This window comes from Micromonospora sp. NPDC006766, assembly GCF_040636055.1.
In the GTDB taxonomy this organism is placed as follows: domain Bacteria; phylum Actinomycetota; class Actinomycetes; order Mycobacteriales; family Micromonosporaceae; genus Micromonospora.
In genome coordinates this window covers 81195-95228 of sequence record NZ_JBEYIX010000006.1, presented here as the reverse complement: position 1 = coordinate 95228, position 14034 = coordinate 81195, and the positions used below count along the sequence as shown (strand labels likewise).

Genomic DNA, 14034 nt, shown 5'->3' with positions numbered 1-14034 from the left:
GCGCGCCGGCGGCCCGCCGCACATGAGCATGGGCATGCCCGCCGAGAAAGCGATGAACTTCGGGCCGTCCGCGCGGCGGCTGCTCGGGCGGCTTCGGCCGCACCGGTCGCAGCTGACCGCCGTGCTGGCGCTGGCCGTCGCGAGCGTCGGGCTCAGCGTCATCGGGCCGAAGGTGCTCGGTCACGCCACCGACCTGATCTTCAATGGGGTGATCGGTCGGAAGCTGCCCGCCGGCACCACCGCCGAGCAGGCGGCGGCCGCAGCCCGGGCATCCGGCAACGGCAACTTCGCCGACATGCTGGCCAAGATGCACGTGGTGCCCGGCGTCGGCATCGACTTCAACGCGCTGGGCCGGGTGCTGGCCCTGGCCCTGGCGCTCTACGTCGGGGCCGCCGTGCTGATGTGGGCGCAGGGCTGGCTGCTCAACGGCGTGGTGCAGCGGACGATCCTGCGGCTGCGCGCCGAGGTGGAGGAGAAACTCAACCGGCTGCCGCTGCCCTACTTCGACCGGCAGCCGCGCGGCGAGCTGCTGAGTCGGGTCACCAACGACATCGACAACATCTCGCAGACCCTTCAGCAGACGCTGAGCCAGCTGGTCACCTCGCTGCTCACCGTGGTCGGCGTACTGGCCATGATGGTCTGGATCTCGCCGCTGCTGGCGGTGGTGGCCCTGGTGGCGGTGCCGCTGTCGGTGGTGGTCACCGCTCAGATCGCCAAGCGCTCGCAGCGCAAGTTCATCGCTCAGTGGACGCACACCGGCGAGCTGAACGGGCAGATCGAGGAGGCGTACACCGGTCACGAGCTGGTCAAGGTCTTCGGCCGGCAGAAGGAGGTGGAGGCCGCCTTCCACGCCAAGAACGAGCAGCTGTTCCAGGCGAGCTTCGGCGCGCAGTTCGTCTCCGGGATCATCATGCCGGCGATGTTCTTCATCGGGAACCTCAGCTACGTGGCGATCGCCGTGGTCGGCGGCCTGCGGGTCGCCTCGGGCACGATGAGCCTCGGCGATGTGCAGGCGTTCATCCAGTACTCGCGGCAGTTCACCCAGCCGCTCACCCAGGTCGCCTCGATGGCCAACCTGCTCCAGTCCGGGGTGGCCTCGGCCGAGCGGGTCTTCGCGGTCCTCGACGCCGAGGAACAGAGCCCCGAGCCCGCGCAGCCGGCCCGGATCGCCGATCCGCACGGTCGCGTCGAGTTCGAGCACGCCTCCTTCCGGTACGACCCGGAAAAGCCGCTGATCGACGACCTGTCCCTGGTCGCCGAGCCCGGGCACACGGTGGCGATCGTCGGCCCGACCGGTGCTGGCAAGACCACGCTGGTCAACCTGGTCATGCGGTTCTACGAGCTGGACTCCGGCCGGATCACCCTGGACGGGGTGGACATCACCACGATGCGCCGGGACGAGCTGCGCGGCCGGATCGGCATGGTGCTCCAGGACACCTGGCTCTTCGGCGGCACCATCCGGGACAACATCGCGTACGGGCGGCCGGACGCGACCGAGGAGGAGATCCTGGCGGCGGCCCGGGCCACCTTCGTGGACCGCTTCGTCCGCAGCCTTCCCGACGGCTACGACACCGTCATCGACGAGGAGGGCAACAACGTCAGCGCCGGCGAGAAGCAGCTGATCACCATCGCCCGGGCGTTCCTCGCCGAGCCGTCGCTGCTGATCCTCGACGAGGCGACCAGCTCGGTGGACACCCGGACCGAGGTGCTGCTCCAACGGGCGATGGCGGCGCTGCGGTCGGACCGGACCAGTTTCGTCATCGCCCACCGGCTCTCCACCATCCGCGACGCCGACCTGATCCTGATGATGGAGCACGGCCAGATCGTTGAGCACGGCACCCACGACCAGCTCCTCGCCGCCGACGGGGCGTACGCCCGGCTGTACCGGTCGCAGTTCTCCGGTGCGGTGATCACGGACGAGGTTCCCGCGCCGACCCCAGGAGGCACACCGGCCGGGACGCTTCCGGCGGTCGTACCGGCCAAGAACTGAGGTGCGGCGTACGACCGGCCTGGCGCCGGCTTCCCGTCGCGATGGCGGAAAGCCGGCGCCGGCCGGCACCTGCGCAGCCGGTGACGGCGCCGGCCGGCGGACGTCAGGCCTCGCCGGCCGGCGGACGTCAGGCGGCCGGGAGCAGGCCGGCCGAGCGGTCGGCGACCACCCGCCCGATCAAGCCCAACGCGGCGGCCACCGGCATCGGGTCGAGCCCACGGCCGTCGCGCATGCGCAGGGAAACCGACCCGTCGGCCGCCTCCCGGGGGCCGATCACCCCGACGTACGGGACCTTCCGGCGGGCCGCGTCGCGGATCCGGGCACCCAACGAGCCGGTCACGTCGACCTCGGCCCGCAGCCCCGCCGCCTCGGCCCGGCGGCACAGTTCCACGGCCGCGTCCGCCTGACCGTCGTCGACCGGGAACAGCGCCAGCTGCACCGGGGCGTACCAGGCCGGAAAGGCGCCGGCGTGCACCTCGATCAGGTAGGCGAACAGCCGTTCCATGCTGCCGACCAGGCTCCGGTGCACCATGACCGGCCGTTTCCGGCTCCCGTCCGCGGCGGTGTACGACAGGTCGAACTTCTCCGGCTTGTCGAAGTCGAGCTGGATGGTGGAGATGGTCGACTCCCGGCCGGCCGCGTCGACGATCTGGATGTCAATCTTCGGGCCGTAGAAGGCGGCCTCGCCCGGCGCCTCGGTGAAGTCGACCCCGTCGAGCGCGGCGCGCAGCAGCTCCTCGGCCCGCGCCCACGAGGCGTCGTCCCCGACGTACTTCTCCCCCGGCCCGCGCACCGACAGCCGGAACCCGGCCGGCCGGACGCCGAGCGCGGCGTGCGCCTCGCGGATCAGCCGGAGGATCTCGCGTACCTCGCCGCCGACCTGCTCCAGCGCGCAGAAGTTGTGCGCGTCGTTGAGCGAGATGGCGCGTACCCGGGCGAGTCCGCCGAGCACCCCGGAGCGCTCCGCCCGGTACATTCCCCCGATCTCGGCGACGCGCAGCGGCAGCTCCCGGTAGGAACGTCCGCGGGCCCGGAAGACCAGGGCGTGGTGTGGGCAGAGTGCCGGTCGGAGCACGAACTCGTCGTCGGGGGACAGCCGCATCGGCGGGAACATGTCGTCCGCGAAGTAGCCGAGGTGGCCGGAGATCTCGAACAGCTCCCGTTTGCCCAGCGGCGGCGAGTAGACGTGCCGGTACCCGGCCCGGCGCTCCAGGTCCCGCACGTACTCCTCGACGGCGTGCCGGGCGGCGGCGCCGGCCGGCAGCCAGATGGGCAGGCCGGCGCCCGCGAGCGGGTCCGAGACGAACAGCTCCAACTCCCGGCCGAGCCTGCGGTGGTCGATCATGTCGCTCTCCTTGATCGGGTACGACCCGGAGGCGATCTGGCCCGGAACGCCACGAGGCCCCGGGGCGGTTCGCCCCGGGGCCTCGTCGACGGAAATGTCAGTGCGGCGCGCCGGGGATTCCCGGCGTCGTGGTCACCACCGCGCTGCGCATACGACGACCGTACGACCGGCACGGCAGCCGGAGCGACCGGTTTTCCGGCCGGCTCCGCCTATGCGAGGTCAGCGCTTCTCGCAGGCGATGCCGTCGTGGTCCCGGTCGAGGTGACGGTTCTTGGCGTAGATGGTGTTGGACACCTTGAAGTTGGTGACCGGCTTGGTCTTGCCGCGGACCTTGTCCTTCGCGCCCTTCTTGCCCACGCCGTGCTTGTAGACCTTGTTCAGCGCGGTGCAGTTCTTGTATTTCTTGGCCGCCGCCTCGGCCGGGCCGACGGCGACGAAGGTGCTGCCGCCGAGCGCCAAGGTCAGGGCGAGCGCGCCCCGCACCAGCCTGGATTTCATCGAGGAGCCTCCCGAATGGGATTGTCAGTAATGGGATTGCCGGTTGCACCGGGGACTATAACCGGCGGCCCAGCCCAGACGGGACGTTCCTTCGGAGGGAAGAAGCTGCGGGGCGGGTCGCCGGCACGGGACCTGCCGGCGACCCGCGGCGGCCCGATCGTCGGCAACGGGGGATCCGACGGCGGCGGAGCCGCGCGCCGACAACGGTACGCCTGGAATCGACGCTACGCCGCCCGCCTCAGTGGGCGCCGACACGCCGAGCGGTCGGCACAACAGCCCGACCGCCCCGTCGGCAACGGTTGGCCCGCTGGTGTCATTGGTCACGACCGGACGGGGCAGCCCCCAGTGAGGCGAGACATGCCGTCAGGCTCGGTGCGGTCGAACGGGGAGATCCGGCGAGGTGGCAGTCGTGCCCGAACTCATCGCTGACGTCGCGTCGCCGGCGTGGGCATACCTTGTGCTGCTGGGGCTGCTGGCCGCCGACGCCTTCGTGCCGGTCGTACCGACCCAGGTCGTCATGATCACCAGCGGCGCGCTCACCGTCTACGGCGGCCTGAGCCTGCCACTCACCATCGTGGTCGGCGCGGTCGGCGTTTTCGCCGGCGACCTCGCCTGCTATCTGCTGGGCCGCAGCGCCCCGAACCGCCGGCAGTCGCGGCGCGTGCCCGGCCGGGCCCGCCGGGCCGCCGCCCGGGTCACCCGAGGACTGCGCGAGCCGGGGCCACTGGTGATCATGCTCTGTCGATTCGTACCCGGCGGGCGGATGGCGGCCTGCTTCGCGGCCGGACGCAGCCGCTACCCGTACCGCCTCTTCCTCCTCTACGAGGCCACGGCGGCGACCTGCTGGGCGGCGTACGGAACTCTGGTCGGGCACCTGGGCGGCACCGCGCTGACCCATTCGGCGTGGCGGCTCGCGCTCATCGGCGGGGTGGCGGCGGCCGGGTTCGCGGCGGCCGGCTGGGCGGTGAGCGCCCTCACCAACCGCCATACCCGCACGGAAGCCCCGGTCGAGGCCAAGGTTCGGGTCGGGGCCGACTGACCAGGAACTACTGCCCGGTGGGCACCTTGATGTCGTCGCTCGGATCGGGAACATCCGCCTCCACGTCGCCTGACACCCCTTGACCTCAAGGCCACTTCAGCTCTTAGCGTCCAGCTGGCGGGTCGACGGCGGCCGGTCGGACGAGGAGGCGGAGATGATCCTGGTGACGGGGGCGACCGGCACGGTCGGCCGAGAGGTGGTGTCGCTGCTGCTGGCGCGGGGCGAGCAGGTCCGGGCGGTGAGCCGCGACCCGTCCCGGGCGCAGCTGCCGGATGGGGTCGAGGTGGTGGCCGCCGATCTCGGCGATTCCGCCTCGCTCGCGCCCCACCTGACCGGCGTTGACGCAGTCTTCCTGATCTGGCCGTTCACCGACCCGGCCGTGGCCCGCCGGGCCGCCCCCGAGGTCGCCCAGCTCATCGCCAAGCAGAGCGCCCGGGTCGTCTATCTCTCCGCGCCGGGTGCCGCCGACCAGCCGGCGTCGTTCTGGGCCGAGGTCGAGCGGGCGGTCGAGGCGTCCGGCGCGGAGTGGACCTTCCTGCGGCCGGTCGGCTTCGCCGCCAACACGCTCATGTGGGCCGACCAGATCCGGGCCGGCGACGTGGTGCGCTGGCCGTACGGGGGCGCGGCCCGGTCACTGATCCACGAGCGGGATCTCGCCGAGGTGGCCGTTGCGGCGCTGACCTCGGACGGCCACGCCGGTGCCCGCTACCTGCTCAGCGGCCCGGAGACGCTGACCCAGCAGGACCAGGTACGCGCCCTCGGTCGGGCGATCGGCCGAGAGCTGCGCTGGTCGGAGATGCCGGTCGACGAGGCCCGGCAGATGCTCTCCGCAGCCTTCGGCGACCCGGCCTTCGCCGACGCCGCGCTGGCCGGCTGGGCCGCCTTCGTCGACCGCCCGGAGCAGGTCACCGACACGGTACGGCGGCTGACCGGCCATCCCGCCCGGACGTACGCCGAGTGGGCCGCTGACCACGTCGCCGCCTTCCGCTGACGGTGGGTGCCGCCGGGCCGGCCGCCGTGCGGGCGGCCCGGCGGCGCCGACGGGTCACTCCAGTTCGTGAAGCATGAGCTGGCGGGCCGCCTCGGTGATCGAGCCCGACAGCGAGGGATAGATGGTGATGGTCTGGGCCAGCTCGTTGACGGTGAGGTTGTTCTCCACCGCCATGGTGATCGGCAGGATCAGCTCGCTGGCCTTCGGCGCCACCACCACGCCGCCGATCACCTGGCCACTGGCCGGGCGGCAGAAGAGCTTGACGAAGCCGTCGGCCAGGTCGGCCATCTTGGCCCGGGCGTTGCCGGCCAGCGGCAGCATCACCTGGCGGGCCGGGGTCTTGCCGGCGTCCACCTCGTTCTGTGAGACGCCGACCGTGGCCAGTTCCGGGTCGGTGAAGACATTCGCCGCGACGGTACGCAGCCGCAGCGGCCGGACCGCCTCGCCGAGCGCGTGCCACATCGCGATCCGGCCCTGCATGGCGGCGACGCTGGCCAGCGGCAGCACCCCGGTGCAGTCACCGGCCGCGTAGATGCCGGGGACATTGGTCCGGGACACCCGGTCGACGGTGACGTAGCCGCCCCGGGCCAGCTCGACGCCGTACTCGGCGAGGCCCAGGTTCGCGGTGTTGGGGATCGAGCCGACCGCGATCAGCGCATGCGAACCGACCACCACCCGGCCGTCGGCGAGCACCACCTCGACGCCGTCGCCGATCCGGCGGACCGCCTCCGCGCGGGAATTGTTGAGGATGGTCATGCCCCGGTTGCGGAACACCCGCTCGATCGCCATCGCGGCGTCGGCGTCCTCGTGCGGCATCACCCGGTCGCGGCTGGAGACCAGCGTGACCTCGACGCCCATCGCCAGGTACGCGCTGGCGAACTCGGCGCCGGTCACGCCGGAGCCGACCACGATCAGGTGCTCCGGCAGCTCCGGCAGGTCGTACACCTGACGCCAGGTGAGAATGCGCTCGCCGTCGGGCAGCGCGGTGGGGAGCTGGCGGGGGGTGGCGCCGGTGGCGATCAGGACGGTCGACGCGTCGATCGCATAGTCAGCGCCACCACCGTCCGGGGTGACGACCACCCGGTGGGTGTGACCGAGCGTGTCCTCGCCGAGCCGGGCGCTGCCGGCCACGAACTCCACCCCGGACTTGACCAGCTTGGCGTGAATGTCGGTGGACTGGGCCACGGCGAGCCGCTTCACCCGCTCGTGCACCGCCCGGGCGTCGACGGTGACCGCCTCCAGCCCGTCCGAGTGCACCCCGAACTCTTCGGTGTCCCGGTAGCCGGTGACCACCTCTGAGCTGGCGATGAAGGTCTTCGACGGGACGCAGTCGGACAGCACGCAGGCACCGCCGGCCCCCTCCGCCTCGACCACGGTGACATCAGCGTCCAGCTGGGCGGCGACCAGCGCCGCCTCGTACCCGGCCGGCCCCCCGCCGATGATCACGATCTGGCTCACAGCGCTCGCCCCTCGTCAGTGCTCACAGTGACTTTCTTCTCCCCGTCGCGTTCGACACGCACCGTCGTATTCTCCCCCACCCGCCGGCCGGGCTATCGTCATCGCCGTGCGTCTGTACGCCGCTTATGGCTCAAACCTGGACCCCGCCCGCATGCGCGCCTACTGCCCGCACTCGCCGATGGTGGGCGTCGGCTGGCTGGAGGGGTGGCGGCTCACCTTCGCCGGTGAGGGTGTCATCGGCTGGGAGGGCTCGGTCAGCACCGTGGTCGAGTCCCCGGGCGACCGGGTTTTCGTGGCGCTCTACGACATCCACCCGGGCGACGCCGCGCAGCTCGACGAGATCGAGGGCGTGTCCGCCGGGACGTACCGGAAGCTCACCGTCCGCGTCTCGACGCTGGACGGGGACGTGACCGCGTGGGTCTACGTCTTCGACGGGTACGAGGGCGGCCTGCCGACGTCGTGGTACCTGTCGGAGATCGCGAACGCCGCCGAGAAGGCGGGCGCGCCGGACGACTACGTCACCGAGCTGCGGTCCCGCCCCACCGGCACCGCGTCGGCGTAGCGCGTATCGCACGCCTCCAGTCTCCCCGGCCGGTTCTCCCAGCGGGCGGGCGACCCCGGGCCGGGTCGCCTGTCACACATCCGTGGCGTTGACCGTCCGCTCGTACATGTCGGTCCAGCGCGCCTCGCGCAGCCCGACGGAACGGTAGAGAGTCACCGGGGTGGTCGGGTTGGCCAGGTCCACGCCGAGCCCGGCGGCGGCCCGCCCCTTCGTCGCGTAGACCGCGAAGGCCCGGCGCAGCAGCGCCGCGCCCACCCCGCGCCGCCGGTACGCCGGCAGCACCGACAGTGTGCTCACCCAGCCCATGTCGTGCTCCAGGGCCTGGTCGGAGGACTGGAGGGCACCGGCCGGCTCCCCGTCGACCTCGGCGACGAACCACTCGTCCCAGACCTTGCCGTACGACGGGATCCGCTCCCGCCACCCTGCGAAGCCGAGCGGCTCGTAGTCCGGGGTGTCCCGGAACGCGGTGTCGAAGATCCGGTGGAACAGGCGCAGGTCAGTCTCGTCGCCGGCGCGCAGCGGACGGACGGCCACCCCGGCCGGCGGTGCCGGCTCGGCGGGCAGGTCGGCCAGCGAGCGGGCCATCCGGATGTACCGCTTGACCCGGGTGAAGCCGGCCTCGACCAGTTCGGCCGCCCAGCGCGTCTCCGGGGCGAAGACCGCGGTGCGGACGGTCAGGGCGGGCAGACCACGCTCGGCGGCCCGCTCGGCGACCCGGTCCAGCAGCCGGGCCAGCAGCGGGGCGCGCAGGTCGGCCCCCCGCTCGGGGTCGACGTAGACCTCGACGAAATCCCGACCCACCCCGGTCGGGTTGGCGAGAACCGTCCAGCCGACCGCGACGCCGTCCGGGTCGGTGACCAGCCACGAGTCGCGGGCCATGTCGACGAAGGGGGCGGTCAGCGCGGCCTCGACGTCCTCGGCGTCGAAGTCCGGGTAGCCCACGGCGAAGGTGTCGGCGGCGTGCACCACCTTCAGGATCGCCGGGACGTCGTCGAGGGTGGGGCGGCGGGCGATCCAGCCGGCGGGGAGCCTCATGCCGCCGATCCTGGCAGCCCGTCCGGCACCCGCGCGCCTCATTTTTGCCCGCCGCTGAGGTGCAGCCGAGCGGCGGTGAGCAGGTTGAGCAGCTCCGGCCCCTCGCCGGGGGCGAACGCCCGGAACGCGGTCGCGGTCAGCCGGTCGGTCACCGCCTCGGCCCAGAGCCGCCGCCGCACCAGCGGCCCCGGCGGCGGGTACGGGGGCGACCAGCCGCAGGCAGCGGCGCCCGCCTCCCCCTCCGGTCCGGCCAGCACCGCCTCCAGCGGGGTCATCCCGGCGGCCCGGACCGCCAGCAGATAGGCCCCGGCGAAGTGCTCACGGAGCAGCAGCAACGCGACGGCCGCCCGCGCGCCCGGCGAACGCTCCGGGACGGGCATGGAGCGCCAGGCGGCGAAGAGCGGCATCCCGCTGGCGTCCGCCGCGTCGACCGCCCGTTCCAGCAGGCCGGACAGGTGAGACACCTGCGGCGTGTCGCCCAGCTGCTCGGCGCCCCATCGGCAGCACTCGGCCAGGTTCGCGCCGGCCACGTCCAGCGGCCGGACCGTACGGGCGGCGGCGTCCCAGCCGTCGGCGACCGCCTCCGGGGCGATGAAGCCGAGCGCGGCGGCGGCCGTCTCGGCACGGACGTCACCGAGCGCCCCGGCCCGGCCGGTGATGTAGAACGCCCAGCCGGAGATGCCGAGCAGCCGAGCCCGGCGCAGCGTCGCCGGATGGCGGGAAAAGATCTCCCCGAGCTCCAGCACCAGCGGCCTGCTGGCGGCGGCGACCTGCTCCGGAGTCATCGGTGGATCGCCCCCGTCCGACCACTGTGGTCATTCATCCCGGCTAGTCTGCCCGGTCGTCGCCCGCCTCGGCACCCCCCTCTTCGGCGGCCAGCGCCTCCAGCGCCGCCTCCACCTCGCCGGTGCGCCGACGAGCGGCGGTGACGGACCGCTCGGCGCCCCGCCGGGCCAGCTTTGCGCGGCTAAGTTCCTGCTCGGCGACGGCCCGGCGGCGTTCCAGCTCGGCCAGCTCGGTCTCGATCCGGTCCAGCGTCGAGCTGCCGTCCCGTTCGGAGCGGACGGCCTCGGCCAGCTCCTGCTCGGCCCGGTCCTGGTCGCTGCGGGCCTTCCCCAACTCGCGGTGCAGCGCGCGGCGGCGGTTCGCTCGTTCGGCCCGGGCCGCCCGCTCGTCGCGCGTACGCCGGGTCTCGGCCCGCTCGGCTGCGGGCGGCTCCTCGGTGCCCCCGGTGACCAGCCGCAACTGCGGGCGCGGCACCTCGCCGAAGCCGGCGTAGTGGGTGGCCCGGAGCAGCCGGCCGGACCGGACCTGCTCGGCCACCTCGATGTCGGACAGGGCGGCGTTGAGCGTCGCCTCCACCTCGGCCAGCGGCAGCTTCCCGGCCGGCGGGGCGTCCGGCTCGCCGGCGGCCAGCTTGCGTACCTCGCTGACCAACCCGCCGACCACGGCCCGGCGCTGCGCGGAGAGCTCGCGCAGCTTGCCGCCGCGCAGCTCACGTTGGGCGGTGCGCAGCGACTCGGCGAGCTGCGCCAGGTCGGCCACCAGCTCGGGCCGGCGGATGGCCAGCAGGTTGACCAGCCAGGCGGCGACGGTGGGCCGGCGCAGCCGGCCGATCTCCCGGGCCACCGTCGGGTCGCCGGCCCGGCGGGCCTCGGCGACCGCGGCGTCCCGGGCCGCGACGAAGCGGTCCGGCGGCGTCGCGTAGAGCCGCTGGACCAGTTCCGGAGACGGACCGGCCATCGCCGGTCAGGCGTCGATCCGGGTGCCCGGCTCGAGGCGGCGGTATTCGGTCTTCGACAGCGCGGTGTACTGCCGGTCGTAGATGCCGAAGCCGTTGCCGTTGAGCAGCCCGTCGTGCAGCGCGAAGGCGCGGCGCGGGGCCACCGCCCGGATGAAGTCGACCACCTCGGAGAATTTGGACCAGGGCGCGTGGATCGGCGCGAAGAGGGTGTCCACCTGGACGTCGTCGGGGACGACCAGGGAGTCGCCCGGGTGGTAGACGACGTCGTTGAACAGGTAGCCCAGGTTCTGGATCACCGGGATGTCGGGGTGGATGACGGCGTGCTGCCCGCCGTACGCGCGGACCGGGACGCCCGCGGCGGTGAACGACTCGCCGGGCGCGACCACGACCAGCGCTTCGGCGGCGGCACCGAGGACGCCGGCCAGCGAGGCCGGCCCGTTGACGGTGAACGGGCGGCGCTCCAGCGCCCGGTTCAGCGCCTCGACGTTCACGTGGTCCGGGTGTTCGTGGGTGATCAGCACCGCGTCCGCCCCGTCCAGTGCCTCCGGTTCGCTGAAGACCCCGGGGTCCACCACGAGCACTCCCCCGTCGTGCTCCAGCCGGACGCAGGAGTGGCCGTACTTGGTGAGCTGCATCGTGACTCCTCGATTATCGAATCGTGACGTCCTGAGCGCAGTCTGCCGGAACCGGCGCGATGGCGCGCCGCGTCCGACGTATCGACCCCCAGGGCGGGGCCGCTCAAGGATCGGAGCGAAAGATGAGAGTACGAGGAGGACGTCGTCGAGCCGTGGCGCTGACGACGGTGGGACTGGTGGCGGTGCTGGTCGCGGGGGCCTGCAGCGCGGGCAGCGAGCGGCAGGCCAGTGACTTGTCGGCGCCCGCCGTGGGCGAGGCCGCCGACGCGGGCGAGGCCGCGAAGTCGGGTGCCGACACCGACCAGGCTACGGCGGGCGGGTCGGGCGCGGCTGACCTGCGGGTGGACCAGCGGTCGATCATCTACACGGGAACGATGCAGGTCCGGGTGGACGACGTGGACGGGGCGGCCCGCGAGGCAACCACCCGGGCCCGCGAGGCGGGCGGTTTCATCGGTGGCGACCAGCGGACCAGCGGGTCGGCGGACGCCCGGGCCGAGCTGACCCTGCGGGTGCCGGCCAACCGGTTCATCACGGTCATCGACGGGCTCGCCAAGCTCGGCGAGCAGGAACAGCGCGAGATCCACACCGAGGACGTCACCGAGGAGACCGTCGACCTGGACGCCCGGATCGCCACCCAGCGGGCCCGGGTGGACAGCGCCCGGAAGCTGCTCGCCCGGGCCAGCTCGATCAACGACCTGGTCACGTTGGAGAACGAGGTGGGCCGGCGGGAGGCCGACCTCGCGTCGCTGGAGGCGAAGAAGCGCAAGCTGGCCGACCTGACCGCCCTCTCCACGATCACCGTGACCTTCGTCGGCCCCCACGCCGCGCCCACGCCCCCGCCCGCCCGGCAGAAGCACGACCTGGGCTTCCTGGTGGGGCTGCGGGGCGGCTGGTCGGCGTTCCGGAGCGCGCTGACCGTGACCCTCACCGTGCTGGGCGCGGTGCTGCCGTTCGCGCTGGTGATTGGCGTACCGGTGGCGGTGGTGGTCGGGTTGGCCCGACGGCGGCGGGCGCGGCGGACGCCACCGGCCGGGCCGACGCCGACGGTGCCGGGACCGGCCGGGCCGGTGGATGGTCCGACGCCTAGCGCGCCGCCGCCAGTGCCCGCAGCGCGGTCTGGACCATGAGGCGTACGCCGACCGGGATGGCGCGCTCGTCCACGTCGAACGAGGCCCGGTGCAGGTCCACGTTGGGCCCGTTCCGGCCGACCCCGAGGCGGGCGAGCGCGCCCGGCACGTGCTCCAGATACCAGGAGAAGTCCTCGCCGCCCATGCTCTGCGGGGTCTCCGCGACCCCCTCGGGGCCGAGGGCCGCGGCGGTGGCGGTGGTGAGCACGCCGATGGCCCGGGCGTCGTTGGTGACCGGCGGCCGGCCGCGCAGGTATTCCAGGTCGATGGTGGCACCGGTGGGAGCGATGACGTCCCGGACCACCTGGGCCACGATCTTCGGGACCTGCTCCCAGGTCTCGCGGTCCATCACTCGCAGGGTGCCGGCGGCGTAGGCCTCGGTGGGGATGACGTTGTAACGGCTGCCGGCCGAGGCGTGGCCGAACACCAGCAGCAGTCCGCTGTTGGCCGGCACCCGGCGGCTGACCAGGGTGGGCACCTCGGTGACCAGCCGGCCGAGCGCGTCGACCAGGTCGACGGTGAGGTGCGGGCGCGCGGTGTGCCCGCCCGGTCCGCTGAGTCGGACGGTGACGTTGTCGGCGGCGGCGGTGATCGGGCCGACCCGCAGGCCGACCCGGCCGACCGGCAGGTTCGGGTCGCAGTGCACGGCGAAGATCTGCACCACGTCGTCCAGGCCGCCAGCCTCGATGACCTCCAGAGAGCCGCAGGGCAGGATCTCCTCGGCCGGCTGGAAGATGAGCCGGACCCGGCCGTCGAGCTGGCCGAGGCCGGCGAGCTGGGCGAGCAGCATGCCCACGCCGAGCATCACGGTGGTGTGCACGTCGTGCCCGCAGGCATGGCACACGCCGTCCACGGTGGACCGGTAGGGCACGTCCTTGGGGTCGGCCAGCGGAAGAGCGTCGATGTCTGCGCGGAGGGCGATCACCGGGCCGTCCGGACGTCCGTCGATGTCGCAGATGACGCCGTTGCCCTTGGGCAGCAGCCGCGGCTTCAGCCCGGCGCGGGAGAGCTCCCGGTGAATCAGGGCGGCCGTCTCGAACTCCTCGCCGGACAGTTCCGGATGAGAGTGGAGGTGACGGCGGATGTCGATCAGGCCGGGTACCCGGAGGGCCAGCAGATGGTCGAGCTCGAAAGGCAGGGGCTGGGATCCGGATGGCGCCTCCGGCCAGGACGACGCCAGCGGGCTGCCAGCGGAAGGCAGCGTCAACGCACTCGTCACGTCGAATTCTCGATCACTAGAAGTGGATGGATCTTCGGGCAGAACAGCAGACAGCCTAGACCTCCGACGGTGACGCTGGGCAACCTCTTTCGCGTAGCGGTCGGACCGCGCAGCGTCACGAATGCCCTGGTGGGAGGGCTCAAGTGCCTGCGGGACAGCAGGTAGATCGGGATCGAACGCCGTCATCTGCCCCACACCTCCTACAACGCGTAACCGTTTTGGCGGTCGCCAAATCACGGGCCAATAGCCCGAATTGTCGCATTAGTCGCGGCAATTAACTGCCACTCCGACAACTGCTGGACAACAGTCAGCTGTCGAACGACTCCCGAGGGTGACAGATCAGGCCGCAGCCCGCCCGCACAGGCTGTCCGTCCCATTCACCCGATCGGGT

13 protein-coding genes are annotated in these 14034 nt (G+C 72.7%); 5 read left to right on the top strand and 8 right to left on the bottom strand.

Annotated elements, in window-relative coordinates; translation table 11 throughout:
* Positions 1-22 precede the first annotated feature (22 nt).
* Positions 23-1990: an ABC transporter ATP-binding protein gene (locus tag ABZ671_RS09715; protein WP_357854335.1), complete on the top strand. Its 1968-nt coding sequence runs from the start codon at positions 23-25 to the stop codon at positions 1988-1990.
* Between the two features lie 127 nt (positions 1991-2117).
* Here ABZ671_RS09715 and thrS read toward each other — a convergent pair whose 3' ends face one another.
* Positions 2118-3335, bottom strand: coding sequence for a threonine--tRNA ligase (gene thrS, locus ABZ671_RS09710; protein WP_357854070.1), 1218 nt, complete (start codon positions 3333-3335; stop codon positions 2118-2120).
* Between the two features lie 219 nt (positions 3336-3554).
* Positions 3555-3833 (bottom strand): excalibur calcium-binding domain-containing protein, encoded by a 279-nt coding sequence (locus tag ABZ671_RS09705; RefSeq protein WP_357854067.1) that lies wholly within the window; start codon positions 3831-3833, stop codon positions 3555-3557.
* Between the two features lie 409 nt (positions 3834-4242).
* On the opposite strand from ABZ671_RS09705, the gene ABZ671_RS09700 reads away from it, so the two are divergent.
* The gene (locus ABZ671_RS09700; RefSeq protein ID WP_357854064.1) at positions 4243-4872 is read left to right on the top strand and encodes a DedA family protein; all 630 of its coding nucleotides are present in this window, start codon (positions 4243-4245) and stop codon (positions 4870-4872) included.
* 154 nt (positions 4873-5026) lie between these two features.
* Positions 5027-5863 carry an NAD(P)H-binding protein gene (locus tag ABZ671_RS09695; RefSeq protein ID WP_357854061.1) on the top strand — a complete coding sequence of 279 codons (837 nt, stop codon included), beginning with the start codon at positions 5027-5029 and terminating at the stop codon, positions 5861-5863.
* Between the two features lie 54 nt (positions 5864-5917).
* On the opposite strand, the gene ABZ671_RS09690 is transcribed toward ABZ671_RS09695, so the two are convergent.
* Positions 5918-7321, bottom strand: coding sequence for an NAD(P)H-quinone dehydrogenase (locus ABZ671_RS09690; protein ID WP_357854058.1), 1404 nt, complete (start codon positions 7319-7321; stop codon positions 5918-5920).
* 106 nt (positions 7322-7427) lie between these two features.
* On the opposite strand from ABZ671_RS09690, the gene ABZ671_RS09685 reads away from it, so the two are divergent.
* Positions 7428-7883: a gamma-glutamylcyclotransferase gene (locus ABZ671_RS09685; RefSeq protein ID WP_357854055.1), complete on the top strand. Its 456-nt coding sequence runs from the start codon at positions 7428-7430 to the stop codon at positions 7881-7883.
* 72 nt (positions 7884-7955) lie between these two features.
* Here the strand turns inward: ABZ671_RS09685 and ABZ671_RS09680 are convergent, their stop codons facing one another.
* Genes ABZ671_RS09680 through ABZ671_RS09665 form a run of 4 tightly spaced genes read right to left on the bottom strand, consistent with a single transcriptional unit; the run spans position 7956 to position 11297 of the window.
* Positions 7956-8918 carry a GNAT family N-acetyltransferase gene (locus ABZ671_RS09680; protein ID WP_357854052.1) on the bottom strand — a complete coding sequence of 321 codons (963 nt, stop codon included), beginning with the start codon at positions 8916-8918 and terminating at the stop codon, positions 7956-7958.
* Positions 8919-8956: 38 nt separating this feature from the next.
* Entirely contained in the window at positions 8957-9703 is a 747-nt protein-coding gene (locus ABZ671_RS09675; RefSeq protein WP_357854049.1) for a hypothetical protein, read from the bottom strand.
* Positions 9704-9746: 43 nt separating this feature from the next.
* Positions 9747-10661 carry a hypothetical protein gene (locus ABZ671_RS09670; protein ID WP_357854046.1) on the bottom strand — a complete coding sequence of 305 codons (915 nt, stop codon included), beginning with the start codon at positions 10659-10661 and terminating at the stop codon, positions 9747-9749.
* Between the two features lie 6 nt (positions 10662-10667).
* Complete coding sequence (locus ABZ671_RS09665; RefSeq protein WP_357854043.1) at positions 10668-11297, bottom strand: MBL fold metallo-hydrolase; 630 nt, start codon at positions 11295-11297, stop codon at positions 10668-10670.
* A 152-nt stretch (positions 11298-11449) separates the two neighbouring features.
* Between ABZ671_RS09665 and ABZ671_RS09660 the strand changes: the two genes are divergently transcribed.
* On the top strand, positions 11450-12424 hold the full coding sequence (locus tag ABZ671_RS09660) for a DUF4349 domain-containing protein (protein ID WP_357854040.1): 975 nt from the start codon (positions 11450-11452) through the stop codon (positions 12422-12424).
* Here the strand turns inward: ABZ671_RS09660 and ABZ671_RS09655 are convergent.
* Positions 12381-13643, bottom strand: coding sequence for an amidohydrolase (locus tag ABZ671_RS09655; RefSeq protein ID WP_357854038.1), 1263 nt, complete (start codon positions 13641-13643; stop codon positions 12381-12383). The genes ABZ671_RS09660 and ABZ671_RS09655 overlap by 44 nt on opposite strands.
* Between the last annotated feature and the right edge of the window lie 391 nt (positions 13644-14034).